The following is a 26,023-nucleotide window of genomic DNA, read 5'->3' as shown; positions in this document are numbered from 1 at the left end:
AGTTGCAAAGGCAGGTAAACTGCGCGCGATGAGGGTTTTCATTCTCCTGTCCGATGGCCAAGCCGCAGCCAATGCCGGCGCTCGATAGGTCGGACTCATCGAGACCTGGTATGAATGGAATATCCAACCACGCGACTTTTGGTAGGGATGGTCCGACGGAATGGGTTGACCCACAGGACCGGCAGCTTAACGATCACTCGCTTTAGGAGATGATACCCGTGACTGCAGGACGGCTGGCGACAATCCCCTTCTTCAAGGAGCCGGGAATCGAGCTGTCGACCTATGAGACCCGCTGCCACTGGCGCCGGTTCGACGAGAACGAAGTCCTGGTCGATTACGACGACATCTCCACCGACGTGTATTTCCTCGCCTCCGGCGAGGTCCGCATCCTGAATCGCTCTCAATCGGGCAAGGAAGTGATCCTCGGCGAGATGCGGGGCGGCGCGTTCTTCGGTGAGCTCGCGGCTCTGGACGGGATCGGCCGCTCGGCCAACGTCACCGCCCTGACCCGCGGCGAGGTCTGTGTCGTTCCGGCCCCGATCTTCCGGCAGATGATCTTCGCCTCGGAGGCCATTGCCGACCGGCTGTTCCGCCTTCTCGCCAAGCGCGTGCGCGAGCTCAACACGCGGCTGATGGAACACGCGCTGCTCGACCTGCGCCACCGGCTCTATGCCGAGTTGTTGCGCCTGTCCGTGCCGCGCGCCGGCGGCGACGGGGAACGGGTGGTGACGCCGCCGCCCTATCACCACGTGCTGGCCGCCCGCATCGGCTGCCGGCGCGAGCAGGTGACCCGTGAGTTCACCGTGATGGCGGCGGACGGCCTGATCGACCGGACCAGAGGCGCCCTGGTCATCCGCCGGCCGGACCTGCTCGAGGCACGGGTCGCCGAAGCCTTGCGCGAGGACAATTGACGGCGCGGAACACTGTGGCTCCGTTCCTCACCCTCGAAGGGCTGACCAAGACGTTCGGCGCACAAGTTGCGGTCGCGGATCTTTCGCTCGCTGTGTCAGCCGGGGAAATTTTCTGCCTGCTAGGCCCCTCCGGCTGCGGCAAGAGCACGTTGCTGCGCCTGATCGCCGGATTCGAGACGCCGACAGGTGGCGCAATCCGCCTCGACAGCGTCGATCTCACCGGCCTCGCTCCGCACAGGCGACCAGTGAACATGATGTTCCAGTCCTATGCGCTGTTCCCGCATCTCAGCGTCAGCCGCAACATCGCCTACGGGCTGAACGGCCTCCGCCGCTCGGCCGCTGCCGCCCGCGTGGAGGAGTTGCTGCGCCTGGTACAGTTGGAGGATTTCGGGAACCGGCGTCCCGAGACCTTGTCCGGAGGCCAGCGCCAGCGCGTCGCCCTCGCGCGGGCGTTGGCGCGCGAACCGAAGGTGCTCCTCCTCGACGAGCCGCTCGGCGCGCTCGACCGGGGCCTGCGCGAGCAGACCCAGGGCGAGTTGCGCGCGATCCAGCGCCGCCTCGGCACCGCCTTCGTCATCGTCACCCACGATCCTTCGGAGGCCATGGCGCTCGCCGACAGGATCGGCGTGATGGACAAGGGCCGCCTCGTCCAGGTCGGCCGGTCCGAGACGCTCTACGAACGGCCCGTCAACCGCTTCGTCGCCGGCTTGCTCGGCGACGTGAACCTCATCTCGGGGACGGTCCGGGACGCCGACGGCGCGCTGGTGCGGGTCGAGACCGCCCTTGGGCCCATCTTCGCGTCCGGTGAGAGCGCCCCGTCCACCGGTACCCACGCGCTGATCGCCCTGCGCCCCGAGCGTCTGGCGGCGTCCACCATCGACGGGGTGGCCGCCGGGGATCGCAATACTCTCGACGGCCAGGTGGAGGCCTCGACCTATCTCGGCGACCACATCCGCCTCGACATCCGCATGCGGGATGGCAGCACGATCCGCGCGAACATGCCCGCCGGAACCGGGATCGCCAGCGAGACTCATGTGCGCCTGTCCTTCGCGCCGGATGCCGCGACCGTCATGGCGGCGTGATGAAGCGACTTCTCCTGGTCGCTCCGTATCTGTGGCTGGCCGCCTTCGTGCTGCTGCCCTGCCTCATCACCCTGAAGATCAGCCTGTCGTCACCGGCAACGGCGCAGCCGCCCTACCTGCCGGTGCTCGACTGGAGCGCGGGTATCGACGGATGGGGCGCGTTCCTGGAAGCCCTGGATTTCGCCAATTTCGAGACCCTTGCCGGCGACAGCCTGTATCGCGACGCGGCCCTCTCGTCCCTGCTCTACGCGGGCATGGCGACGGCCATCCTGGTGATCGTCGGCACGCCCATCGCCCATGCGCTCGCCCGCTCGCCGGCCCGGCTTCAGCCGCTGCTCGTGGCACTGGTGATCGTACCGTTCTGGACGAGCTTTCTCATCCGCATCTATGCCTGGATCGCGATCCTGAAGCCCGAGGGCCTGCTGAATGCAGGACTGATCTGGACCGGCCTCATCGCCAGCCCCTTGGACATCCTGAACACACCCGCCGCGGTGATGATCGGCCTGACCTACGCCTACCTGCCGTTCATGGTGCTGCCGCTCTATGCGGTGCTTTCCCGCCTGGATCCGACCTTGACGGAAGCCGCCGCCGATCTCGGGGCCTCGCCGGCGCGTGCCTTCTGGACCGTGACGCTGCCGCTGGCCCGGCCCGGTATCGCCGCGGGTGCGCTCCTGTGCTTCATCCCGATGGTCGGTGAGTTCATCATCCCCGACCTGCTGGGCGGTTCCGATACGCTGATGCTCGGCCGCGTGCTGTGGAGCGAGTTCTTCTCAAACCGCGACTGGCCACTCGCCTCCGCGGTGGCGGTGCTGCTGCTCGTGCTCATCGTCGGACCGATCGTGCTGTTCCGTGATGCGGAGCGCGAGCGGGAGGACGTCGGCCGGTGAGTGTGCTCAACCGACTCAGCCTCGGGCTCGGCCTCGTCTTCCTCTACGCACCGATCGCCGTTCTCGTCGTCTTCTCGTTCAACGCCTCGTCCCTCGTGACGGTCTGGGGCGGATTCTCGACGCGCTGGTACGGGGTGCTCGTCAATGACGGCCCACTGATCGCCGCCGCCCTGGTCTCGCTGAAAGTGGCCTCACTCGCCGCCCTCGTGGCGACACTCCTCGGCACGCTGGCGGCGCTGGCTCTCAACCGCAGCGGACGCTTTACCGGACGCGGCGGCTTCACCGGCCTCGTCTACGCGCCCATGGTGATGCCGGAGGTGATCACCGGCCTATCGCTCCTGCTCCTCTTCGTCGGGCTCGGGCTCGACCGCGGCCTCGTGACCCTGGTCATCGCCCACGCCACCCTCGGCCTCGGCTTCGTCGCAGTGGTGGTCGGAGCGCGTCTGAAGGGACTCGACCGTTCCCTGGAAGAGGCAGCGGCGGATCTCGGGGCGGGCCCCTTTCGGGTTTTCGCGACCGTCACCCTGCCGCTGATCGCGCCGTCCCTGGTGGCGGCCTTCCTCCTCGCCTTCACCCTCTCGCTGGACGACCTCGTCATCGCGAGCTTCGTTTCGGGCCCGGGGGCGACGACGTTGCCCATGCGGCTCTACAGCCAGGTTCGCCTCGGCGTGAACCCTGAGATCAACGCCGCGTCGACGCTCCTCGTCGGCGGCGTCACCGTCGTCGTCCTCGCGGCCTCGTTTCTCACCGGACGCCGCGGCGTAGGAAATCAGGGCACGTAGGCGCGCACCCTGGTCGGTAGATCGAGCGCACCCGTCCTCGGTCCCTGCATGTCATCGAGATTCAGGATCGAGCCGCCGCGGGAGTCGAGATCGGAACCACCCTCGCGCGGGATGGTGCGAACAGCGACCGCGTCCCATGGGCCTTCGATGTCCAAGAGGGTGCCCTGAGGCAGGCTCGAAGAGCGGTTCGGCGGCGACATCGGCCGCAGGGCGGGATCGGCTGGGCTTCGCGGCAACAGTTCCGCCCGTGCAGCGAGGGTCCGCTCCGGCAGCGACAGAGTTCCGCGCAACGAGGCAGTGAGCGACGACGTCTTCAAAATACCATCGGCAATGTCGCCGACGCCATCGACGAAGCGCAGGGAGATTCCCGCGCGGTCGAACGGGGTGCGGGCGTTCCGGCGGGCCAAGGCACCGTCGGCGGCAACGCCATTGCGGTGCACCACGTCGGCAAGGTCGAGCCCGGCGAGGGTCCCGTTCTCCATGGCGAGGGACGAGCGTCCGTTGAGGTGGTCGATCAGGCTGGCCGCGGTGCGGCCCGATCCCTCGAGCGTGAACTGTCCCTGGGCGTTTCCGAGAAGCCAGCCCTCTTGCCCGAAATCGACCAGCAGGGCGCCGAGATCGAGCCGGTCGAATGCACCCTGGGCGCGCAACTCCGTCTCACCGCGGTCGGCGGCCGAGGTCGTGAGGCCGAACCGTCCCTTGACGATGCCCCCTCTGACCACGGCGCGAGCCAGAGAGCCTTCGACGCTGCCCTCGCGGACCAGAAGGCTGGAAGCGAGATCCTCCATCACAAGCGGCCCGAGCCGGGCAGTGCCGGCGGAGAGACGCAGATCGAGGTCCCCTCCGGTGAAGGGGCGCAGCGCGAGACTTTGCCGGCTCCAGCCGCTGGCGTTCAAGGATTCGTCCGGGCCGAAGACCCGGATCAGGGTGGCAAGAGCGGGTGCGAGATTCAGGCTCTCGGCCGCCAAGGTCGCCTGAAGGGCCGGACGGCTCTCGGCGAAGCTGATCGATCCCGCGCCTTCGAGGCTGTTGTCGCCAAGCCGCATTCGCATGGATGGCAGAAGGAGGGTCCGGCCCGAACTTTCGAACGTTCCGTCGATGGCGAGGCTATCGAGGAACGGCGACAGGGCGATATCCGTCCCCGCCCAGGTCAGGGTCTCGCGCAGGGAGCGCGATTGCAGGCTGCCCTGTCCACGAAGCGACAATCCATCCGCGAAGCTGCCGCTTCCCTCAGCCGCCAGATTGCCGGCGGGCCAGGTCGCGCTGGCGGAAAAGGACGATTCCCGGCCGGAGAACAACTCGTCCAGCCTGACACCGGAGAGCGAAAATTGGGTTGGCGTGTCGTTCCAGATAAAGCTTCCCGCCGCGTTCATCTGGGACGACCAGAATGGCCAGGCCAGAACCAGATCGACATCGCGGGCGGTCTGGGCGCTGCCGTCGCGGGGGTCTCGGCCGGACAGCGTCGCGTCGGTGAGGCTGATACGACGCGGACGCGACACGCCCCCCTGGGTCAGGCGCGCTCTCAGGCGCCGGAGCGGCTCGACCCAGCGCGAATCCCCGTCATCCTGGGGGAGGGTGATCGTGGTGCGTTCGAGGGAGAGGGTGTCAATCTCGATGCGGCCGGCGAAAAGGGCACGGATCCCGAGCTTGAGGGTGAGCGATCCGCCATCGGCGAGGAGCGGCCCGTCCAATGTCCCTGCGCTGAGCCGGACGCCCTCGAAATCGAGCCGGGGAATGGGCAGAAGCGCGACGCCCGCCGATCCTTCGGCCTTCATCGCAATTCCGTAATTGGTCGCCAGTGCCTTGCCGACGCCCCGCGTCAGGCGCGCGGACGCGACCGACCAGGGCAGACAGGCGGCGATCAGGGCAAGGACGAGGCTGCCGATACAGAGGGCCGGCAGGAGGCGACGGAGCGACATGTCTCTCCCTATCGGAGCAAAACCGCGACACGCGGTTGCGCGCGCGGCCTCGCCGAGCCGCCGCGATCGATCTTCTAAAAACCTACCCCCCACTCTCTCCATAACGAGCGGGAAAGCATTTGTCTGCCATGCATCATTTCTCTGCCGTGGAGCATTCAGGAGCAGACCCCGGCAAGCCGTCACGCGCTTCTCCGGGCACTCCATTCTGCTACAGCTTTCGTGACCCCTCACCTTTCAGGCCCGTTGTTCCCTCGCAGGATCTTGCCGAAACGCCTTATCCTGGCGCAGAGACAGGGCAGACGGACACGGCCAGCCCCTGGTATACCTGAGCCTGACCTAAGCCGGGCCGGCGGGTTGGGATTGGCTCGCGTTTCGCAGGGCAGCCCGAAACGGCGCCAAGGACCGGATTCCGGGAGGAAGGCTTGAGATGAAGAAGGTATATTCCGACGCCACGCAGGCGGTCGCCGGCTTGCTCAAGGATGGCATGACGATCATGGCCGGCGGCTTCGGCCTGTGCGGCATCCCCGACGAGCTGATCGATGCGATCCAGGCGTCAGGGGTCAAGGACCTCACCGTCATCTCCAACAATGCCGGCATCGACAATGTCGGCCTCGGCAAGCTGCTCCAGACCCGCCAGATCGCCAAGATGATCTCGTCCTATGTCGGTGAGAACAAGGAATTCGCCCGCCAGTATCTCGGCGGCGAACTCGCCATCGAGTTCAACCCGCAAGGGACGCTGGCCGAGCGCATCCGCGCGGGCGGGGCGGGCATTCCGGCCTTCTTCACCAAGACCGGCGTCGGCACCCTCATCGCCGAGGGCAAGGAGGTGCGCGAGTTCGACGGCGAGAATTACGTGATGGAGCGCGGCCTCTTCGCCGATCTCGCCATCGTCCATGCCTGGAAGGGCGATACCGAAGGCAACCTCGTCTACCGGAAGACCGCCCGCAACTTCAATCCGATGATGGCCACGGCCGCCAAGGTGACGGTCGCCCAGGTGGAGCATCTGGTCCAGCCGGGCGAGATCGACGGCGACGCGATCCATACGCCGGGCATCTTCGTCAAGCGCATCATCCACGTGGCGATCCGCGAGAAGAGGATCGAGCAGCGCACCACGCGCAAGCGTGGCGAGACCGCCGATTCCTCCGCAGCTGCCATCTGACATCCAAGGGAGACACCACCATGGCCTGGACCCGCGAACAGATGGCTGCGCGCGCCGCCAAGGAGCTGCGCGACGGCTACTACGTGAACCTCGGCATCGGCATCCCGACCCTGGTCTCGAACTACATCCCCGAGGGCATGTCGGTGCAGCTGCAATCCGAGAACGGCATGCTCGGCATGGGGCCTTTCCCTTATGAGGGGGAGGAAGACCCCGACCTCATCAATGCCGGCAAGCAGACGATCACCGAATTGCCGACCACGAGCTATTTCTCGTCCTCCGATTCCTTCGGCATGGTCCGGGGAGGGCACATCAACCTGTCGATCCTCGGTGCCATGCAGGTCGCCGAGAATGGCGACCTCGCCAATTGGATGATCCCGGGCAAGATGGTGAAGGGCATGGGCGGCGCCATGGACCTCGTCGCCGGTGTGAAGAAGGTGGTGGTGGTGATGGAGCACACCGCCAAAGGCAAGGATGGGTCGGAAAGCCCGAAGCTCCTGACTGCCTGTGACCTGCCCCTGACCGGCACCGCCGTGGTCGACATGGTGATCACCGATCTCGGCGTCTTCACCATCGACAAGAAGGGCGATGGCGGCATGGTCCTGGTCGAACTCGCCGACGGTGTCACCGAGGATGAAATCCGGTCGAAGACCCAAGGGGCCTTCACCGTCGCGTTGACCTGAATCCGGCCCGGCACAATCCGACCGGTCGTTGCAAAAGGCTCCCGATGCGATCGCATCGGGAGCCTCTTTCGTCGACGCCGCAGAGGTTTCGCAGGCGTTTCAACCTCGTGCGGCCGGCGGCTCCTCGATCCGGACGGGGAACGGGAAGGCGGCGCGCAACGGCTTCGTGTCGAGGGGGGAAGGCGGGAGCACGCATCTGCGGCGCTCCAGCCATGACAGGTCGCTGAACTGACGCGGGAGTTCGAGGGCTTCGTCGGCGAGCCCCACCGATTGCTTGTAATCCCGCATCTTGAAGGAATCCTTCGCCTCGGCGTTCGGCTCGGACAGGCGCGCCGATTGTGCGGGCACACCATAGGCATGGGCCACGATGAGGCCGTGCAACGATGTGGTGACGATCTCGTCGCAGGACAGGATCTCGCGGACCACCCGCTCGATATCCTCGAACGTCACGCCCAGGAGTGAGATGACCTTGACATGGTCGGCGCCGACCGCCTCGAGAGCCTCACGGATACGGTTCTCCTGCAGCACGTGCGGGATGATGCCGACCTTGTGGGTCTTCGCCACCACCGGCGCATAAAGCTCGGGCAGGAGGATGGCGGCATCGCCGTAGATTTCAGGGCATTGCCCCCCTGCCGCCAGAACGGCGGCGCGGGACAAAGGTCCGCGCACCGCCGAGTAGATCGCGGTCGGGCAGAGAGTATCGGTGCTGCGGGGCATGCCGGTACCCCAGAGATGCATGCCGGGACGGGCGAACTTGGCGGTGCTTCCGATACAGAGACCATCCGCCTCCGTCGCATTGTGCCACCGGGGCATTACGCCGAAAGCATGCCACAGCACGTAAGGCGTGAGGATATCGCCGAAATTTCCGGGAAACGGACTGCGCATCCACCAGATCTTCGGACGGAACCGCTCGTCGAGCTTCGCCTCCGCTGCGATATCATCGAGCGTCAGCAGAGCGCGGTAGGCCGATACGAGAGCCCCCCATTTTTCCACGGACTGGCCCAACAGCTCGGCCTCGAGCGCGAGGAACGCATCTCGCTCTCCACTCCTGAGAAAAGCCAGGAAGGTTTTCTCCGCGAGCGACTCTTCTTCTTTCGCCAAGGTTGGTCTCCCCCTTACGGAACCGGCTATCGAGCCGAAGCCGCGTTTCGGAAAATTACAATGCGATGACAATGGCTTAACGTGCCTTGTCATGGGGCATGCGCGGAAGGGTTATCTCAAGGCGCACCGTCTCTGTCGAGGCGATTTCGCAGGCCGCTCTTTGCTCGACGGATCATACGGGTGATGGCACGCAGCATCGTGCGGGCAGGGCAATCGCATCATCCATGCTCTGATCCGACCTCCAGTGCCCCGGACGATGCTCGCCCGAGCGAGCCCAATCGTGAGGTGGAGCCCGTTCGGAACCCCGCTCCGGACCGCACCCTCCGAATGGGGCGACCAAAAGTTGCGCAAAGGACCAGCCTGCCATTTGAGACGACGGCGCAACCCACTTAGAAGCGGGGTTTACCGCAACGCTCGGCGCGCGGTCACGCCCTTTGCAAGTGGAAAGCTCATGAGCAGTCTGAAATTCGGAACCAGCGGCCTCCGCGGATTGGTGACGGACCTCGTAGGATGGCCGAGCTACGCCTATGCCAGCGCGTTCTTCCGCTCGGTCGCCGCGACGGCTGGCGAGGGCGCGTCCGAACGGATCGTCGTCATCGGGCGGGATCTGCGTGACAGCAGCGCGGGGATCGCAGCCACGGTGGCAAATGCCGCCGCGGCGGCCGGGTTCAGCGTGTACGATTGCGGCGCGCTACCGACCCCGGCTCTCGCCCTGGAAGCGATCCGGCGCGGGGCCTGCGCCGTCATGGTCACAGGCAGTCACATCCCGTCGGATCGCAACGGCCTGAAATTCTACCGGCCCGATGGAGAGATCACCAAGACCGACGAGGTCGCCATCCTCGCCGCCCTGGGCGACATCACCAAGGCCGGGGACATGCCGAAGGCCGATTCAGCCATTCAGGAGCCTGGCGCCATCGACCGCTACCGGCAGCGCTATACCGATGCCTTCGCACCGACCATCCTGGCTGGTCAAAGGATCGCGGTCTATCAGCAGAGCTCGGTCGCGCGGGACCTCCTCGCCGACGTGCTGGCCGCGCTCGGGGCTGACATCGTACCGATCGGCCGCTCCGACAGCTTCATTCCGATCGACACGGAAGCACACCGTCCCGAGGATATCGCGTTCATCCGCGATGCCATGGCGTCGGGCGGCTTCGACGCGCTCGTCACGACTGATGGCGATGCGGACCGCCCGCTGCTCGCGGATGCCGCCGGCAGAATCGTGCGGGGAGACGTTCTCGGGCTGATCACCGCTCGCTACCTCGGCGTCGACACGGTGGTGGTGCCGGTCACGGCGGGCTCGGCGATCGAGCATGCGGGCGGGTTCCGGAGCGTGTTGCGCACCAAGGTCGGCTCTCCCTTCGTCATTGCCGGGATGGACCGGGCGAAGAGCGAAGGCGCGAGCACCGTCGTCGGTTTCGAGGCCAATGGCGGGTTCCTCCTTGGCTCGGACGTCGTCATCGATGGCAAGACACTGCCGGCCCTGCCGACGCGTGATGCGATCCTTCCGATCGTGGCGACATTGGCGGCCGCGCAGGAAGCCCGCCTGACCCTCGCTGAACTCGTCACGTCGCTGAATGTCGGCGAGACGGCGAGCGATCGTCTTCCCAATACGCCCGCAGAGCGAAGCGGCGCGTTGCTGCGCCAACTCGGTCAGGACTCGTTCCGTGGGGAATTCTTCCGCCCGATCGGTACGCCCCAGGGCGTGGATGAACAGGACGGCGTCAGGGTCGAACTCGACGGCGGCCGGACGATCCATTTCCGTCCGTCCGGTAATGCGCCCGAACTGCGCTGCTACGCGGAGGCGGGATCGGCCGCGGACGCTGAAGAATTGGTACGCTGGGGATTGGCCGCAGCGGCCGCGGCCATGACAAACTGAGCCGAGCGAGTTCAGAGGCGGGCCAGGCGGGCCCGCTCCTGGCCGGTCCCTGCACCTGGACTCGATCCATTCTCGACCGGGAATCGCCCCGGTTCTTGTCCCACCCGGATCGGGCCGAAAACGCTTCGGCAATGGCTCGTTAGACGGCGATCGCGAGGCGGCCGGTCCGCCTTGATTCGCTCGTGTCCGATGGGGTGCTGGAGTTTGAAGGACCTGCGAGACGGATAAGGTTTGCGACAAGCATACCGGCACGATGCCGACGATCTTGCGGCGCACTGAGCAGACGCACCACCTCGGACGAAGTATCCCGCGGGAACAGAGCTTCACCGATGTCGCCGAATACGAGACATCCTTCTCTCACGATCCTGAAATAGAGCAAACCCATCCCGAAAAGCTCGACTATAATGTATACAGAGCAGGAGCCGTGACGCGTCGGCTTCGAGGAGGATGGGATGGCCCGAGAGATCGGCAGGCGTGGCTTTCTGAAGGCCTCGGCGGCTCTTGCCGCGACCGCAACGGCCGGGTTTTCGTGTATCGAGATCGCGAATGCCGCGACGATCGAGATACCGACGGTCGACACGCTGAGCTTGCGCGTCTTGATCGACTCGTCCCACGATCAGTTCCTCAAGCCCGCGACGGTTCAGGGTGTCGTCCACCAGCCACCCGGGAACGGGCGCGGCAGCGATTACCGCAAGGTTCTGCACAACCAATGGGGCCTGTCGCTGTTCGTGGAATCGCGGCGCGCGGACGAGGCACGCACGATCCTGCTCGATTTTGGCTACAGCCCCGATGCGTTGCTGAACAACATCGAGATCCTGAAGGTCGACCCGTCCAAGATCGACGCCCTCATCGTCAGCCACGGCCATCACGACCATTACGGCGGCCTCAACGGGTTCCTGGACAAGTACCGCGCATCCCTGCCCGCGGATCTGACGCTCTATGCCGGCGGCGAGGACAATTTCTGTCACCGCGTCAGCCCGAGCAAGGTGCAGGGGCAGTTCACGGATTTCGGCCAGCTCGACCGGCGTGAGTTGACGGCGCAGAAGATCAGGACAGTCCTGTGCGAGACGCCGACGGTGGTGGCCGGGCACGCCTTCACCACGGGTCAGATCAAGCGCTCCTCCATCGAGCGCATCCTGCCCAACACCTTCGTGGAACGCGGCATCAAGGACGGTCTCGGCTGCGATGCCACCCACTATTCGCCGGCTGAACTACAGGGGCAAATCATTCCCGACGAGCATGTCCACGAACACGCCACCTGCTTCAACGTGAAGGGCAAGGGCCTCGTCGTCATCAGTTCCTGCGGCCATGTGGGAATCGTCAATTCGGTCCGTCAGGCCCAGGCCGTCTCGGGTGTCGAGAAGGTCCATGCCATCGTCGGCGGGTTCCATCTCGGGCCGGCGTCGAAAGACTATCTCACCCAGATCGTGGCCGAGATCCGAAAGCTCGATCCCGACGTGGTCATTCCCATGCATTGCAGCGGCCTCAACTTCGCGCTGGAAGCCCAGGCGCAGATGCCCGCCAACGTGATCGTGCCGACCACGGGCAGCCGTCTCACCTTCGGTGCGTAGGTCCGCAGCCGCGGCGCTGTTCCTGTCGCTCCTGGCCTGGCACGCCATGGTGCCGGCTCGTGGCGCGGAGCCGGCGCGACGCTCGGCTGCGGAGTTGATGGACGTGCTGATGTGGAACCGCGAGCCGGTGGGCGGGCCCTTCAGTCTCGTCGATCACGAGGGGCGCAGGCGCACGGAGGCCGACTTTCGCGGCAAGCTCCTCCTCGTCTATTTCGGCTACACCTCGTGTCCCGACATCTGCCCGACCGACCTCATGGAGATCGCCCGCGCCCTCACCCTGCTGGGCGCGGAGTCGGAGGCGGTCCAGCCGCTGTTCGTCACGCTCGATCCGGAGCGGGACACCGTCGCGCATCTCGCCGAATACGTCCCGAACTTCTCGCCCCGGCTCGTGGGCCTGACGGGAGAACCGGCGGCGATCCGTCAGGCCGCCGATGCCTACCGGGTGTTCTTCGAAACGGGCGTGGGAGTGAATGGTGACAGGACGATCGACCACTCGGCCTTCATCTATCTGATGGACCGGTCGGGGGCCTATCTCGGCTTCTTCCCGCCGGGCACCTCGGCCGAGCGAATGCTGACGATCATCCGCCCCCATCTCGCTCAGCCCTGACGGCTGCGCGTCGAGCCTCCACCGTCGATCAGATCATCGCGCCATGCCCCAGCGCCGCACGGTGAGTCGCTCGAAGGCCGCGAACACGATGTTCTCGACAACGAGGCCAATGACGACGACGAGGACGAGGCCGGCGAAGACGCGGTCGGTGTAGAGTTCGTTGCGGTTCTGGAAGATGTACCAGCCGAGACCGCCGCGCCCCGAGGACGCGCCGAAGACGAGTTCCGCGGCGATCAGCGTGCGCCAGGCGAAAGCCCATCCGATCTTGAGGCCGGACAGGATCGCCGGCAGGGCGGCGGGGATGAGGATCTGAATCACATAGGACGGGCCGCGCAGGCCGTAATTGCGCCCGGCCATGCGCAAGGTTTCGGGCACGCCCTGAAAGCCCGCATAGGTGTTGAGCGCCATCGGCCACAGCACCGAATGGATGAGGACGAAGATCAGGCTGCCGGACCCGAGGCCGAACCAGAGCAGGGCCAGCGGCAGCAGTGCGATCGCCGGCAGCGGATTGAACATCGCCGTCAGGGTCGAGAGCAGGTCGCGGCCGAACTGTGTCGATACGGCCAGCGTCGTCAGCAGGAAGGCCAGGACGATCCCGCAGACATAGCCCTGCAGCAGTACGACGAGGGAGATCCGTACCCGGTCCAGCAACTCGCCGTTCACCAAACCATCGAACAGGGCCGCCATCGTGGCGCCGAAGCCGGGCAGCAGCAGGTCGTTGTCCTGCCACCGGGCCAACCCCTCCCAGAGGAGGATCAGGGCGACGATGATCAGGCCCTTGCGCAGCCAATCCTGCTGCCAGAGCCGGGTCGAGAACGGCAGCACCCGTTCCACCGGGGCTTCCACGAAGGGGGCGAGCACATGGTCGTATTCCGGGCGGATCGGCGGCACGAGGGGCCGGCCCGCGAGACTGGCATTGCTCATGCGGAGGCCTCCGTGGATGCGCGGCTTTCGGGTGCGGCCTCGAACAGGCGGCTGTGCAGTCGCTGCACCGCGTCCTGAAAATCGCGGCTCCCGATGCTGGTCAGATCGAAAGCATGGCTGTTGAACTCGGCCCGCACCCGGCCCGGATGGGGCGAGAGCAGCGCCACCCGGTTCCCGACCACCAGGGCCTCCTCGATAGAGTGGGTGACGAAGAGAAGGGTGAAACGAGCGTCCTCCCAGAGGGCCAGCAACTCCTCCTGCATCCGGCGCCGGGTCAGGGCATCCAGAGCCGCGAAGGGCTCGTCCATCATCAGGACCTTCGGCTGCATCGCGAGCGCGCGGGCGATCGCCACGCGCTGCTTCATGCCGCCCGAGAGCTGGTGCGGGTAGCTCTCGGCGAAGGGCGTCAGCCCGACCTTGTCGATGTAGTGGCGGGCCCGCTCCATCGCTTCGCGCCGTCCCAGCGCCCGTGCCGCGCGCAAGGGGAAGGCGACGTTCTGGGCCACCGTCTTCCAGGGCGGCAACTGGTCGAATTCCTGAAACACCACGATCCGGTCGGGTCCCGGCTCGCGCACGGGCACGCCGTCGAGGGTGATCTCGCCCTCGACGGCGCGAATGAAGCCGGCCGCGGCCTTGAGCAGGGTGGACTTACCGCAGCCGGAGGGCCCCAGCAGAACGAAGCGGTCCCCCTGGTGGATGTCGAGATCGATGCGATGGGTGGCGCGCACCACCCGTTCCGGCGTGCGGTATTCGAGCGTCACACCCGCGATCCGCAAAAGCGGCGATGCCTCGGCCGCGATCGGGGAACGCGCGCGCGCGTCTTCACGCCGGATGGAACCCCGCGCGCGGGATTCGGGATGTTCGGCGATGGCAAAGTCGGAGCGGTGGGCTGCGAAACTCATGGCGTGGCGCCTCAGCTGCCGCTGCTGATGCGCGGATCGTCGAAGAAGTAGTCGCCGATGGCCGACGGCTCGGCCTTGATCGCGCCGACCCGGTGCATGAACTTGCCGAGACCGATCGTGTTTTCCGGCTTCACCTTGAAGGTCACCGCAGGGTTCTTGATGATCTTCGTCAGGAGAGCCGGGTCGAGCTTGCTGTTGTTGATCCGAAGATAGATGTCGGCGGCTTTCTCCGGGTTCTCGGTAATGAACGTCGCGGCTTCATCGAGCGCGCCCAGGAACGCCTTGTAGGTCTTCGGGCTGTCCTTGTAGAATTTCTCCGTGGCGTAGAGCACGGTGGAGGAGGCCGGCCCGCCCTGCACGTCGTAGGAATTGAGGACGATTCGGGCCTTCGGGTTCTCGGCCAGTTCCTGCTCCTGGAAGGGCGGGTTGCCGAAATGGCCCGAGATCTCCGTGCCGCCCTTGATGATCGCGGCGGTGGCCTCGGGATGCGGGACGGCGACACTGATCTTGTCGAGTTTGGCGAAGTCCTTGTCGCCCCAAAGCTTCGCCGATGCCAGTTGCAGGATGCGCGACTGAACCGAGACGCCGACGGCGGGAACCGCGATACGGTCCTTCTCGGTGAAATCGGCGATGGTCTTCACGTCCGGATTGTTGGTGACGAGGTAGTAGGGGAAGTTACCCAGGGACGCGACGCCCTTGACGTTCTGCCGCCCCCTGGTGCGGTCCCAGAGGGTGAAGAGCGGGCCGACCCCGGCACCGGCGATCTCGATATTGCCGGACAGGAGGGCGTCGTTGACCGCCGAGCCGCCGGAGAGCTGGACGTAGTCCACCTTGATATCGACGCCCGCCTGCTTGCCGTGCTTCTCGATGAGCTTCTGATCCTCGACCACGTTGAGGAGCAGGTAGACGACACCGAATTGCTTGGCGATGCGCAATTGGCCTTCGCCGGCGGCAGCATGGCCCACGGCCACCAGGGACAGGGCGAGCCCGCCGAAAAGGGACGCGGCCTTGCGGCGCGAGAGGGACATGCGTCGGGTCGTCATGGGGAACCTGCTGTCGAATTCGGGCGCGGAACGCGGAGCCGGGACGTGAAAGGCGCCTGCAAATCTGCTTGGCGGCGCTCGCCCCGTCAATGAAATCGTTCTCTTTATAGAACAGCGGATGGAGATGATCCGTCTCTAAAAGCCGTATACTTTAGTAGTTATCCAGCTTTCATCGATAACAAGAAGGATATCTCCAGCGCTTCAGTCGGAAGCTGGAGGTTGTCGGTTCATACCATCCCCACAGTCGTTCGTTTTATAGGACATGCCGAGTAGCTTGTCGGATGCAAGGCCGGTCACCGTCCCCGCCACACCAACTCAGGTGCCGGATCGATCTCGCCCGATCGGCACGGGGCCCGGATCACGCCCGGCGGACACGCCGGTTGAGTCGGGCAGCGAGACGCTCGCCGATGGTCTGCACCGCCTGGACCAGCACGATCAGCACGACGACGACGGCGAGCATCATCTCGGGGCGAAAGCGCTGGTAGCCGTAGCGGATGCCGAGATCGCCCAGCCCCCCACCGCCGACGGCGCCGACCATGGCCGAATAGCCGAGCAGCGAGACCACCGCGAGGGTGAGGCCGAGGAGGATGCCGGGCAGCGCCTCGGGGATCAGCACCTTGCGGATGATGGTGAGCGGGCCGGCACCGAAGGCGCGCGCGGCCTCCACGAGCCCGGAATCGACCTCACGGATCGCGGCCTCCACGAGGCGGGCGATGAAGGGGGTCGCCGCCACCGTCAGCGGCACCGTGGCGGCCCATAGGCCGATGGAGGTGCCGGCGATGAGGCGCGTGAACGGGATGATGGCCACCACCAGAATGATGAAGGGTGTCGAGCGGGTGGCGTTGACGACGAGACCCAGGATGCCGTTGAGCCACGGTGCGGCGAGCAATTCCCCGCGCCGGCTGGTCGCCAGGAAGATCCCGAGCGGCAAGCCGAACAGGGTTCCGAGACAAGCCGCGACGGCCACCATGGCGAGGGTGTCACTGGTCGCCTGGAGCAGCAGGCGGATCATTTCAGGCGACACGGCGAGCCTCCACGCTGCGAGCCGGCAGGTAGCCGAGGAGATCGGAGACGAGACCATGGGCGTCGAGGAACGCACGTGCGCGCCCGACGACATCCGGCCCCGCGGGCAGGCCCACCGTCAGTGAGCCGAATGGCTGTCCGGCGATCTCGTCGACGGTGCCGGACAGGATGTTGGCCTCGATGCCGGTCTCGCGCGCGAGCCGCGCGATAATCGGATCGCTGGCGTGAGCTCCGCGAAAGGCGATCCGCAGAACCGCGGTGCCGCCGGGAATCGGCTGGGTGTCGATCTCGGCGCGAAGCCCGGCCGGCAAGGCCAGCCCCATCTCTCCCGCCAGCAGCGTCCGGGTGATCTCGGCCTGCGGACGGGTGAAGACCTCGAACACGTCGCCCTGCTCGACGATACGGCCCGCCTCCAGCACGGCGACGCGATCCGCCACGGCGCGGATCACCGACATTTCATGGGTGATGAGCACGATGGTGAGGCCGAGCTCGCGATTGATCCGGCGCAGCAGCGCCAGGATCGACCGCGTGGTTTCGGGGTCGAGGGCGGAGGTGGCCTCGTCGGAGAGGAGCACGCTCGGTCCGGTGGCCAGCGCGCGGGCAATGCCGACACGCTGCTTCTGCCCACCCGAGAGTTCGGCGGGATAGCGGTCGCGCTGATCCTCCAGTCCGGTCAGGGCCAGCAACTCCCCGACACGGGCGCGGATCGCGGCCCTTCCGCGCCCTTCGATCTCCAGCGGCAGGGCGATGTTGCCCGAGACGGTGCGGGACGAGAGCAGGTTGAAATGCTGGAAGATCATGCCGATGCGGCGGCGCACGTGGCGCAGCGCGCGCTCGTCGAGGGACGAGACCTCGGCATCCCCGACTTTGATCGTCCCGGCGCTGGGACGTTCCAGCCCATTGATCAGACGGATCAGGCTCGATTTTCCGGCGCCCGACCGGCCGATCACCCCCAGCACCGAACCCGCCGCCACCGAGAGGTCGATCCCACTCAGCGCGGAGACGTCGACGCCGTCGCGGGTCGAGTAGGACTTCGCGACCCGGTCGAAGCGGATGAGTGCATCCGACGGCGCGAGGCCGGCCTTGCCGGGGCTATCATGATGAACTGACGACACGCAACGAACCTCATGGACCTGCACACGCATCGCCCATGCAGGTTCGCCAGAATGACTAGGATCGAAGATGTATTCCTACATCTTATACTTTGGACGCTCAATGAAAACGGTTATCAAATCGATCGCCGATTGGAAGAGAACGATCCCCGTATTCGCACCGGAAGGGAAGGATCCTCCATCCGCCCACTCGACCCGGCTCTCGCAGCAGGACTTCCGAGCACCGATTTCCGCGAGCCAAGACGCTGCGGCATCATTCGGCAGCACTATTCGACCGCGCAGGCCGGACCCACGAAAATCACCCCGTCAGACACCCGCTCGATAGAAGATGCTATCGAATTCTCGAAAGAGTTCAGAATTTCATTTCATTGAATACAAGAGACGATTACGCTTTAATGCTTTGAGATCGGCAAGTGCGGCAGTGTCTTTGCACGACTCTGAACCTCTTGATCTTATGTTTCGCGTTCTTTGACGAACGCCCATTCGGACTCCGTTTTCATGTCGTTTGATATCATGCGTGAACCGCGCCGGTCATCGAGCCGGCGCGGCTTCCTTCGGCTGGCCGGTGGCGCGGCGGGCGGGATCGGCATCGCGTCGGCCGCGCAGGCCCTCGATGCCGGCGATCCCCTGGCCGTTCCCGAATGGAGCCGTACGCCCGGCGCACCGTCCGCATCGCCACCCTATGGACGGCCATCGCCCTACGAAGTTCTGGGCCGCAAGTCGCGGACGCCACCGACCTTTCCGGGAGCCGCCTCCACCGGCACGCCGCTGCAGAACCTGCATGGCATCATCACGCCCAACGGTCTGCATTTCGAACGTCATCACGCAGGCGTTCCAGCCATCGACCCGGAGCGCCACCGGCTGGCGATCCACGGCCTCGTGGAACGGCCCCTAGTCCTAACCATGGACGATCTGGTGCGGATGCCCTCGGTCTCGCGCATCCACTTCCTCGAATGCTCGGGCAATACGCCCTGGCTCGGCGCCAAACCGACCTGGACCCTCCAAGACAGTCACGGGCTCCTCTCCTGCGCCGAATGGACCGGGGTCGAATTGGCGACTCTCCTCGACGAGGTCGGGGTGAAACCAGGTGCCGCCTGGATCCTTGCGGAAGGCGCGGACGCGGCCGGGATGACCCGGAGCATTCCCCTCGATCTCGCACGCGACGGTGCGATCCTGGCCTATGCCCAGAATGGCGAGCGGCTCCGCCCGGAACAGGGCTACCCGCTGCGGCTGTTCGTGCCGGGGGTCGAGGGCAACCTCAGCATCAAATGGCTGCGCCGGCTCAAGGTCGGAGACCAGCCGTTCCAGACGCGCGAGGAGACCTCGAAATACACCGACCTGATGCCGGATGGATCGGCACGGCAGTTCACCTTCGCGATGGAGGCGAAATCCGTCATCACCTCACCCTCCGGTGGCGAGCAGTTGCGAAGCCCCGGCTTTCGCCAGATCCGCGGCCTCGCCTGGACGGGACGCGGCCGCATCGCGGGCGTCGAAGTCTCCACCGACGGCGGAGCGCGCTGGGAAGCGGCCGCCTTGGAAGGACCGATCCTGCCGCGATGCCTAACCCGGTTCCGGCTCCCCTGGCGCTGGGAGGGCGGCCCCGCGCATCTCCTCAGCCGGGCCACCGACGAGACGGGCTACGTCCAGCCACCGCGTGAGGCGCTGCTCTCCGTCCGGGGCACCCAATCCTTCTACCACAACAATGCGATCGCCGGCTGGCGTGTCGCCGCCGGAGGAAACGTGAGCCATGCGGTTTAGCGGCCTCGGCCTTCTCCCCTGCCTGATGGTGACGGGCGCCGCCCTGGCGGACCCGTCCGGGCCCGTCTCCCTCCCTGGCAACGGGCTCGGCCCTCTGGCGATTGGGCAGCCGGCGAGCCAAAGGATCCTCGCCCTGTGGGATATCGACGTGCGTGCCGACGGGCGGGGCCTGCCCGCCGGCCATGGCAGCGTGCGCCAGGGCGAGGCCCTGTTCGGCGCGCGCTGCGCCGCCTGCCACGGGGCGCAAGGGGAGGGTGCATCCGCCGACAGGCTCGTGGGCGGCCAGGGCAGCCTCGCGACGGGCAAGCCGGTGCGGACGGTGGGTAGCTTCTGGCCCCATGCCACCACGCTGTTCGACTATATCCGCCGCGCCATGCCCTACGACGCGCCGCAATCCCTGAGTGCCGATGAGACCTACGCCCTCAGCGCCTACGTCCTGCATCTCAACGGCATCCTGCCGAGGGAAGCCGAACTCGATGCCGCCTCCCTGCCGAAGGTGCGGATGCCGAACCGGGACGGGTTCACCGCCGATATCCGCCCCGACGTGCCGGCGCGCGCCGTTCAGGCGCCTCTCACCGGGATGACCGCGCCGCGATAGCGCTCGCGGATGAATCCCGCGACCTCCGCCGATTGCAGGAGGGAGGAGAGCGTCTTGATGCGTGCATCCTGGGCCAGGGCCTGGGTCGTCACCAGCACGTTGGCGTAGGGGTTGCCCTCCGCCCGTTCCAGCCCGAGGGAATCCTTGGCCGGGTCGAGGCCGGATTCGAGGGCGTAGTTGCCGTTGATGACCGCGAGGGCGACGTCGTCGAGGGAGCGCGGCAATTGCGGCGGCGCCACTTCGATGAAGCTCAAGGATTTCGGGTTCTCGGCGATGTCCCCGGCCGTGGCGAAGGTGCCGTCGCCGCCGGGCCTGAGACGGATGAGGCCGTTCTCCTGCAGCAACCTCAGCCCCCGGCTGAAATTGGTGACGTTGTTCGACAGGGCAATTGTCGCTCCCTTCGGCAGGTCGGCGAGGCTGCGGACGCGGCGCGAATAGAGCCCGAGCGGCTCCACATGCACGCTCGCGGTCACGGCGAAGCGAGTGCCGAGTTCGGCCTCCTCGCTGCGCAGATACGGCACGTGCTGGAAGAAGTTGGCGTCGGCATCGCCATCGAGAACGAGGCGGTTCGGGCGGATGTCACCGCTGATCTCGATGATCCGCAGGGGCAGGTCCGGAGCGAGCTTGTCCTGCACATAGGTCAGGATCTCGGCATGCGGCACCGAGGAGGCGACCACCTTGAGGGGCGCCGCGGCCCGGGCCGCGGAGGCCGTGAGCAGGGCAAGGGTGCCGCCCAGCAGGGCGCGACGGTTCAGCGGCATGGTGATCCTTCCTGTTCGGGATTGCCGGCGCGACCGCCAGCGAGCGTAGCGCGGGGCTCCGGGCGGGCGCGCTTCAGGAAACGGAGCGGGCCGGGAGTTTGAGTCTGAGACCGCGCTACCAGACCGGCTCGAGGAAGCCCTTGTAGGTCTGCTCGATGTAGTCGCGCACCGGCGCCGACCGGAAGCTGCGGATGAAGGCGGCCAGACGCGGATCGTCGCGATTGTCGGGCCGCGCGACGAAGCTCAGCGTGTAGCGCCGATCCCCAGCCCCGTCGGTGATGAGGGAGGTCCTGGGGTCGCCGCCGGCGGCGATCAGGTAGGTGAAGCTCACCTGCGCCAAGGTCACGTCGTCCATCGCACGCGGCAATTGCGCCGCTTCGAGTTCGATGATCCGCAGGCGCTTCGGATTGGCGACGATGTCGGCGACGGAGGCCTCGTCGCCGATGCCCGGCTTCAAGGTGATCAGCCTGGCGGTCTCCAGCAGGCGCAAGCCCCGCGCCGCGTTGACGGGATCGTTCGCGATGGCGACCGAAGCGCCGTCGGGGACCGTGTCGAGGCTGGTCACCGTCTTCGAGAACAGCCCCACGGGCAGGACCATGGCGCCCTCCACCGCCACCAGCTTGTAGCCCCGCGCGCGGATCGCGTTCTGAAGGTAGGGCACGTGCTGGAACAGGTTGGCGTCGATATCGCCCGAGGCCACGGCCTCGTTGGGCGTCACCCAATCGGTGAACTCGACGATCTCGACATTCTGCCCCTGCTTGCGGGCGAGATCGGCGGCGAAGGCCAGGGTCTGCCCCACCGGCCCCGGCGTCGCGCCGATGCGCAGGGGTTTTTCCGCGGAGGCGGGGCCGGTCGCCAGAGCGATGAGGACAGCCGCGAAGCCGAGGAGGCCGCGGCGGGTACGGAGCGGGGGCATCGTGGAAGCCTGTGATCGGGGAGGGGAAGAGGGTGCCGGTCAGGCGGCGGAGGCGCGGGCCTCGGCGCCGGTCAGGCGGAAGCGGGCGCCGGGATGGGTCGCCTTCAGGGTGGCGCCGCCGTCCGGGAACAGCTTTTCGCGGAGCGTGCCTTCGCGATACCGCGTCTTGAACGCGCCCCGGTCCTGCAACTTGGGCACGACGAGATCGACGAAGGCCTCGATCGTCTCGGGCGCGACGGCGCGGGTGAGATTGAAACCGTCGATATCGGCCTCGTCGGCCCAGGACAGCAGCGCGTCGGCGACGTCCGAGGGCGATCCGACGATGAAGGGGGCCCTCGCCCCGCGCGGGCCGAACTCAGCGAAATCGGCGCGAGTGAACGGGCGTTCGCCGGGCAGCGTCAGGTTCTCCAGCAAGGACTGCATGGCATTGGTCTTGACGTAGGCGAGCCCCTCATGGGCATCGAGTTCGGACAGGTCGATTCCGGTCCAGCCGGAGACGAGGGCGAGCTGGCCCTCCACGTCGAGATACCGCGCATACTCGTCGCGCAGATCGAACGCCTCGGCGCGGGTGGGCGCCACGATCACGGTGGCCCCGAGGAACATCCGGATGTCATAGGGATCGCGGCCCGCTTCCTTCGCCGCCTGCCGCGTGGCGCGCACGGCCTTGCCCGCGATGGCCTTGGTCTGGCCGTTGAGGAAGATGCTCTCGGCATGGCGGGCGGCGAAGAGACGTCCGCGCGACGAGGCGCCGGCCTGGTAGAGCACGGGCGTCCGTTGCGGTGAGGGCTCGCTGAGATGCTGCCCGTCGACCCGGTAGCTCGGCCCGTCATGGGTGACGCGGTGGACCCGGTCCGGTTGCGTGAACAGGCCGCTCGCCCGGTCGCGCAGGGCCGCACCGTCTTCCCAGCTTCCCTCCCAGAGCTTGTAGGCGGCCTCCAGGAAATCCTCGCCGGCATCGTAGCGCGCATCGTGTTCGCGCGCTTGGGGCAGGCCCATGCCGCGCGCGCCGCTCTCGAGATAGCCGGTGACCACGTTCCAGCCGATCCGCCCATTGGTGAGGTGATCGAGGGTCGAGAGCCGGCGGGTGAAGGTGTAGGGGTGTTCGTAAGTGAGGTTCGCCGTGACCCCGAAGCCGAGATGCGTGGTGGCATGGGCCATCGCCGGCACCAGCAGGAACGGGTCGAGGTTCGGAGCCTGCGCCGCCCGGGCGAGGGCGGTGGCCGGGGAGGCACCGTAGACGTCATAGACCCCGACCACATCGGCGAGGAAGATCCCGTCGAACAGGCCACGCTCGGCGGTGCGGGCCAGCGACACCCAGTAATCGAGGGTATTGTAGCGCGCCGCCGCGTCGCGCGGGTGCCGCCACAGCCCGGCCCAGGTATGGCCCGGCGCCCCCATCTCGAAGGCGTTCAGCCTCAATTCGCGGCGTGGGCTCATGGCAGATCCAGGCAATCCGGGGCGACGGTATCGTGCGATGGGGAAGAGAGGCCTCGTTCACGCGATGCGGGAGGCCTTCAGGCGCATGAGCCTAGCCGGAGACCGGACCCGGTCAACAAGAATGATCTTTCAACGATCACCCCTTCCAAGCATACATCGTCTATTTTACGATTGATTAGAGCATAACATCTCCAAATCGCCCATCTGATCATAATTTATACTTGTCTGCCCTGCCCGGATTGACGATCAGGACGACCACGAGGCCGGGGGCCATCGAGCGCGAGCCCCTTCGGCGTCACGGCATCACAGGCACGGGATCGACGGAATGTCACAGACGGAAGCGGGATGGGGCGCGGGACCGAGCGCGGGCTACGAGGCGCTCGCGGCCGGTTTCCGGCCGGTCTTCGCGCGCATCCGCGCCACCGCCATCACCCGCGATCTCGCGCACACGCTCCCCCATGACGAGATCGACTGGCTGAAACAGGCGGGCTTCACGACCCTGCGCCTCGCACGCGAAGAGGGCGGCCATGGCGCGAGCCTGCCCGAATTGTTCAACCTCCTCATCGAGTTGTCGGAGGCGGATCCCAACGTCACCAACGCCCTCCGCGCGCATTTCGGCTTCACGGAGGACATGCTGTGCTCGTCCTCGCCGGAATGGCGGGCGCGCTGGACCGCCCGGATCGGCGATCGCCAGACCGTCGGCAGCGGCGTGTCCGAAACCGGCGAGGCCAAGGTCGGGCAGTTCGATACGGTGCTGAGGCCGCAGGACGGGCAATGGCTGCTCAACGGCCGGAAATTCTACACCACCGGCTCGCTCTTCGCCGATTGGATCCACGTCTCGGCCCAGGACGAGGCGGGCGCATCCCTGGTGGCGGCCGTGCCGGCGCGGGCGCCGGGTGTCGAGATCGTCGACGATTGGGACGGTTTCGGCCAATCGCTCACCGCGAGCGGCACGGCGATCTTCACGGACGTCCTCATCGGGCCGGAGCTGATCAAGCCCGATCCGGAGCGTTTCCCCTACGCGATGGGGTTCTTCCAGCTCGTCCATCTGGCGACTTTGGCCGGCATCGGCCGTTCGGCCGCCATCGACGTGTCGCGGCTCGTGGCCGAGCGCAAGCGGGTCTACAGCCACGGCAACGGCAGCCGGGCCGGCGACGATCCCCAGGTGCAGCAGGTGGTGGGGCGCGTGCGCGGGGCGGCCTATGCGGCAGGCGCCATCGTCCTCAAGGCGGCGGAGGCCCTGCAGCGGACCTACGACATCCACCGCACGGGAGAAGCGGCGGACCATGCGGCGGGTATCGCCGACATCGAGGTGAACCAGGCGGTGACCGTGGTCACCAATCTCGTTCTCGAAGCCACCACGACCCTGTTCGATGCGCTCGGCGCCTCGGCGGTGAAGAGCGGTCTCGGCCTCGATCGGCACTGGCGCAACGCCCGCACCATCGCCTCGCACAATCCCCGGATCTACCGCGACCGGGCGGTGGGCAATTTCGCGGTGAACGGCACGGCCCCGCCGCGCCAATACCGGGTCGGCTCGGCCTGAAGCGCCCCCTGCCAAGCAAGCCCATTGGAACGAGAGATCAAGGACAGACCCATGTCACGACGCCGGGACACGATGCGCCTCGGTGCCTTCCTCTATCCGGGCGGGCACCACGTCGCGGCGTGGCGGCACCCCTCGTCGCAGGCGGATGCGGGGATCGACCCCGCCCATTACCGCCGCCTCGCCAAGGTGGCCGAGGCGGCGAAGTTCGACCTGATCTTTCTCGCCGACGGGGTCAGCATCCGCGGCGACGACATCGACGCCCTGAGCCGCACGGCGATCCGTTATGTCGGACAGTTCGAGCCGCTGACCCTGCTCTCCCATCTCTCGGCGGTGACGGAGCGCATCGGCCTCGTGGCCACCGCCTCCACGACCTACAACGAGCCGTTCCACGTGGCGCGCAAGTTCGCCTCCCTCGACCATCTCAGCGGTGGCCGGGCGGGCTGGAACCTCGTCACCTCGGCGGACCCGCGCGAGGCCTACAATTTCAGCCGCGACAGCCATCTCGCCCATGCGAGCCGCTACGCCCGCGCCGAGGAATTCGTGGATGTGGTCGCCGGCCTCTGGGACACGTTCGAGGACGACGCCTTCGTCCGCGACCGCGAGGAAGGGCGCTTCTTCGATCCGGCCAAGCTGCACGTGCTCGGCCATGAGGGCGAGCATTTCTCCGTGCGTGGCCCGCTCAACGTTCCCCGTCCGCCCCAGGGCCACCCGGTCGTCGTGCAGGCGGGCTCCTCGGAGGCCGGCAAGGCATTGGCGGCCCGGACCGCCGAGGTGATCTTCACCGCCCAGGCGACCCTGAACGATGCGACCGCGTTCTATGCCGACGTGAAGGGCCGGCTCGGCCGGCACGGCCGCGAGCCCGACTCACTCAAGATCCTGCCGGGCGCTTTTCCGGTGGTGGGTCGCACGATGGCTGAGGCCGAGGACAAGTACGGCGCGTTGCAGGAGCTGATCCACCCCGTCGTCGGCCGCTCGCTCCTGGAACAACTCGCGGGGCTCGACCTCTCCGGCTATCCCGACGATGCGCCGGTTCCGCCGGCCAGCGGGACGGAGGGCGGCAAGAGCCGGCAGGATCTTCTCGTCACCATCGCCCGGCGCGAAGGCCTGACCATTCGCGAGCTCTACCTGCGCATCGCCGGCGCTCGGGGCCACTGGACCTTGATCGGAACACCCGCCCGGATCGCCGACGCCCTCCAGGAGCGGTTCGAAGCTTATGGCGCCGACGGGTTCAACATCATGCCGCCGACGCTACCCGGCGGGCTCGACGATTTCGCCACGCTGGTGATCCCCGAATTGCAGCGGCGCGGACTGTTCCGCACGGAATACGAAGGGACCACGCTTCGTGAGAATCTCGGCCTCGCCCGGCCCCACCATCGTCGTCACGACGTGGCCCCGCCAGAATGATGCGCCGCAGCTTGCCCCGAGGCGTCC

Annotated in this window: 24 protein-coding genes; 14 read left to right on the top strand and 10 right to left on the bottom strand. The window is 66.7% G+C overall.

What is annotated here, in order from left to right:
- The first annotated feature begins 218 nt into the window (after positions 1-218).
- Genes RQI43_RS00690 through RQI43_RS00670 form a run of 4 tightly spaced genes read left to right on the top strand, consistent with a single transcriptional unit; the run spans position 219 to position 3,662 of the window.
- Complete coding sequence (locus tag RQI43_RS00690; RefSeq protein WP_018043200.1) at positions 219-911, top strand: Crp/Fnr family transcriptional regulator; 693 nt, start codon at positions 219-221, stop codon at positions 909-911.
- The gene (locus tag RQI43_RS24520; protein WP_405030528.1) at positions 908-1,993 is read left to right on the top strand and encodes an ABC transporter ATP-binding protein; all 1,086 of its coding nucleotides are present in this window, start codon (positions 908-910) and stop codon (positions 1,991-1,993) included. The genes RQI43_RS00690 and RQI43_RS24520 overlap by 4 nt, the downstream gene beginning before the upstream one ends.
- Entirely contained in the window at positions 1,993-2,880 is an 888-nt protein-coding gene (locus tag RQI43_RS00675; RefSeq protein WP_311273884.1) for an ABC transporter permease subunit, read from the top strand. Before RQI43_RS24520 ends, RQI43_RS00675 begins: the two co-directional genes overlap by 1 nt.
- On the top strand, positions 2,877-3,662 hold the full coding sequence (locus tag RQI43_RS00670) for an ABC transporter permease subunit (RefSeq protein ID WP_311273883.1): 786 nt from the start codon (positions 2,877-2,879) through the stop codon (positions 3,660-3,662). The genes RQI43_RS00675 and RQI43_RS00670 overlap by 4 nt, the downstream gene beginning before the upstream one ends.
- Here the strand turns inward: RQI43_RS00670 and RQI43_RS00665 are convergent.
- Positions 3,650-5,581, bottom strand: a complete 1,932-nt coding sequence (locus RQI43_RS00665; RefSeq protein ID WP_311273882.1) for an AsmA family protein — start codon at positions 5,579-5,581, stop codon at positions 3,650-3,652. The two genes, RQI43_RS00670 and RQI43_RS00665, sit on opposite strands and share 13 nt — an antisense overlap.
- 427 nt (positions 5,582-6,008) lie before the next feature.
- Between RQI43_RS00665 and RQI43_RS00660 the strand changes: the two genes are divergently transcribed.
- Positions 6,009-6,740, top strand: coding sequence for a CoA transferase subunit A (locus tag RQI43_RS00660; RefSeq protein ID WP_056425171.1), 732 nt, complete (start codon positions 6,009-6,011; stop codon positions 6,738-6,740).
- A gap of 20 nt (positions 6,741-6,760) precedes the next feature.
- Positions 6,761-7,420 carry a 3-oxoacid CoA-transferase subunit B gene (locus RQI43_RS00655; RefSeq protein WP_056425174.1) on the top strand — a complete coding sequence of 220 codons (660 nt, stop codon included), beginning with the start codon at positions 6,761-6,763 and terminating at the stop codon, positions 7,418-7,420.
- 99 nt (positions 7,421-7,519) lie between these two features.
- On the opposite strand, the gene RQI43_RS00650 is transcribed toward RQI43_RS00655, so the two are convergent.
- Positions 7,520-8,521, bottom strand: coding sequence for a polysaccharide pyruvyl transferase family protein (locus tag RQI43_RS00650; protein WP_311273881.1), 1,002 nt, complete (start codon positions 8,519-8,521; stop codon positions 7,520-7,522).
- A 451-nt stretch (positions 8,522-8,972) separates the two neighbouring features.
- Between RQI43_RS00650 and RQI43_RS00645 the strand changes: the two genes are divergently transcribed.
- From RQI43_RS00645 to RQI43_RS00635, 3 genes are all read left to right on the top strand, one after another.
- Positions 8,973-10,397 carry a phosphomannomutase gene (locus RQI43_RS00645; RefSeq protein ID WP_311273880.1) on the top strand — a complete coding sequence of 475 codons (1,425 nt, stop codon included), beginning with the start codon at positions 8,973-8,975 and terminating at the stop codon, positions 10,395-10,397.
- Between the two features lie 452 nt (positions 10,398-10,849).
- Positions 10,850-11,968 (top strand): MBL fold metallo-hydrolase, encoded by a 1,119-nt coding sequence (locus RQI43_RS00640; RefSeq protein ID WP_311273879.1) that lies wholly within the window; start codon positions 10,850-10,852, stop codon positions 11,966-11,968.
- Positions 11,961-12,575 (top strand): SCO family protein, encoded by a 615-nt coding sequence (locus tag RQI43_RS00635; protein ID WP_405030527.1) that lies wholly within the window; start codon positions 11,961-11,963, stop codon positions 12,573-12,575. The genes RQI43_RS00640 and RQI43_RS00635 overlap by 8 nt, the downstream gene beginning before the upstream one ends.
- Positions 12,576-12,608: 33 nt before the next feature.
- Here RQI43_RS00635 and RQI43_RS00630 read toward each other — a convergent pair whose 3' ends face one another.
- The 5 genes from RQI43_RS00630 to RQI43_RS00610 all read right to left on the bottom strand — a co-directional run bounded on the left by RQI43_RS00630 (position 12,609) and on the right by RQI43_RS00610 (position 17,582).
- Positions 12,609-13,499 carry an ABC transporter permease gene (locus RQI43_RS00630; protein WP_056425186.1) on the bottom strand — a complete coding sequence of 297 codons (891 nt, stop codon included), beginning with the start codon at positions 13,497-13,499 and terminating at the stop codon, positions 12,609-12,611.
- On the bottom strand, positions 13,496-14,401 hold the full coding sequence (locus RQI43_RS00625) for an ABC transporter ATP-binding protein (RefSeq protein ID WP_311273878.1): 906 nt from the start codon (positions 14,399-14,401) through the stop codon (positions 13,496-13,498). The genes RQI43_RS00630 and RQI43_RS00625 overlap by 4 nt, the downstream gene beginning before the upstream one ends.
- Positions 14,402-14,412: 11 nt before the next feature.
- The gene (locus RQI43_RS00620; protein ID WP_311273877.1) at positions 14,413-15,444 is read right to left on the bottom strand and encodes an ABC transporter substrate-binding protein; all 1,032 of its coding nucleotides are present in this window, start codon (positions 15,442-15,444) and stop codon (positions 14,413-14,415) included.
- Between the two features lie 358 nt (positions 15,445-15,802).
- Positions 15,803-16,468, bottom strand: coding sequence for a methionine ABC transporter permease (locus RQI43_RS00615; protein WP_311273876.1), 666 nt, complete (start codon positions 16,466-16,468; stop codon positions 15,803-15,805).
- The gene (locus tag RQI43_RS00610) at positions 16,458-17,582 is read right to left on the bottom strand and encodes a methionine ABC transporter ATP-binding protein (RefSeq protein ID WP_311273875.1); all 1,125 of its coding nucleotides are present in this window, start codon (positions 17,580-17,582) and stop codon (positions 16,458-16,460) included. The genes RQI43_RS00615 and RQI43_RS00610 overlap by 11 nt, the downstream gene beginning before the upstream one ends.
- 51 nt (positions 17,583-17,633) lie before the next feature.
- Here RQI43_RS00610 and RQI43_RS00605 point away from each other — a divergent pair, with 51 nt between their 5' ends.
- The 3 genes from RQI43_RS00605 to RQI43_RS00595 all read left to right on the top strand — a co-directional run bounded on the left by RQI43_RS00605 (position 17,634) and on the right by RQI43_RS00595 (position 19,935).
- Positions 17,634-17,951 (top strand): hypothetical protein, encoded by a 318-nt coding sequence (locus tag RQI43_RS00605; protein ID WP_311273874.1) that lies wholly within the window; start codon positions 17,634-17,636, stop codon positions 17,949-17,951.
- Between the two features lie 126 nt (positions 17,952-18,077).
- Positions 18,078-19,337 (top strand): sulfite dehydrogenase, encoded by a 1,260-nt coding sequence (gene soxC / locus RQI43_RS00600; RefSeq protein ID WP_311273873.1) that lies wholly within the window; start codon positions 18,078-18,080, stop codon positions 19,335-19,337.
- Positions 19,327-19,935, top strand: coding sequence for a cytochrome c (locus tag RQI43_RS00595; protein WP_311273872.1), 609 nt, complete (start codon positions 19,327-19,329; stop codon positions 19,933-19,935). The genes soxC and RQI43_RS00595 overlap by 11 nt, the downstream gene beginning before the upstream one ends.
- On the opposite strand, the gene RQI43_RS00590 is transcribed toward RQI43_RS00595, so the two are convergent.
- The 3 genes from RQI43_RS00590 to RQI43_RS00580 all read right to left on the bottom strand — a co-directional run bounded on the left by RQI43_RS00590 (position 19,899) and on the right by RQI43_RS00580 (position 23,049).
- On the bottom strand, positions 19,899-20,696 hold the full coding sequence (locus RQI43_RS00590) for a MetQ/NlpA family ABC transporter substrate-binding protein (protein ID WP_311273871.1): 798 nt from the start codon (positions 20,694-20,696) through the stop codon (positions 19,899-19,901). The two genes, RQI43_RS00595 and RQI43_RS00590, sit on opposite strands and share 37 nt — an antisense overlap.
- Before the next feature lie 115 nt (positions 20,697-20,811).
- Entirely contained in the window at positions 20,812-21,612 is an 801-nt protein-coding gene (locus RQI43_RS00585) for a MetQ/NlpA family ABC transporter substrate-binding protein (protein WP_311273870.1), read from the bottom strand.
- A 39-nt stretch (positions 21,613-21,651) separates the two neighbouring features.
- Positions 21,652-23,049 carry an LLM class flavin-dependent oxidoreductase gene (locus RQI43_RS00580; RefSeq protein ID WP_311273869.1) on the bottom strand — a complete coding sequence of 466 codons (1,398 nt, stop codon included), beginning with the start codon at positions 23,047-23,049 and terminating at the stop codon, positions 21,652-21,654.
- A gap of 325 nt (positions 23,050-23,374) precedes the next feature.
- On the opposite strand from RQI43_RS00580, the gene RQI43_RS00575 reads away from it, so the two are divergent.
- Both RQI43_RS00575 and RQI43_RS00570 read left to right on the top strand, forming a co-directional pair.
- Positions 23,375-24,592, top strand: a complete 1,218-nt coding sequence (locus RQI43_RS00575; RefSeq protein WP_311273868.1) for an acyl-CoA dehydrogenase family protein — start codon at positions 23,375-23,377, stop codon at positions 24,590-24,592.
- A gap of 51 nt (positions 24,593-24,643) precedes the next feature.
- Positions 24,644-25,996: an LLM class flavin-dependent oxidoreductase gene (locus RQI43_RS00570; RefSeq protein WP_311273867.1), complete on the top strand. Its 1,353-nt coding sequence runs from the start codon at positions 24,644-24,646 to the stop codon at positions 25,994-25,996.
- Positions 25,997-26,023 lie beyond the last annotated feature (27 nt).

The organism is Methylobacterium sp. WCS2018Hpa-22 (genome assembly GCF_031843785.1).
GTDB lineage: Bacteria > Pseudomonadota > Alphaproteobacteria > Rhizobiales > Beijerinckiaceae > Methylobacterium.
The sequence above is the reverse complement of the archived record's forward strand: the minus strand, read 5'-3'. Positions and strand labels throughout refer to the sequence as shown.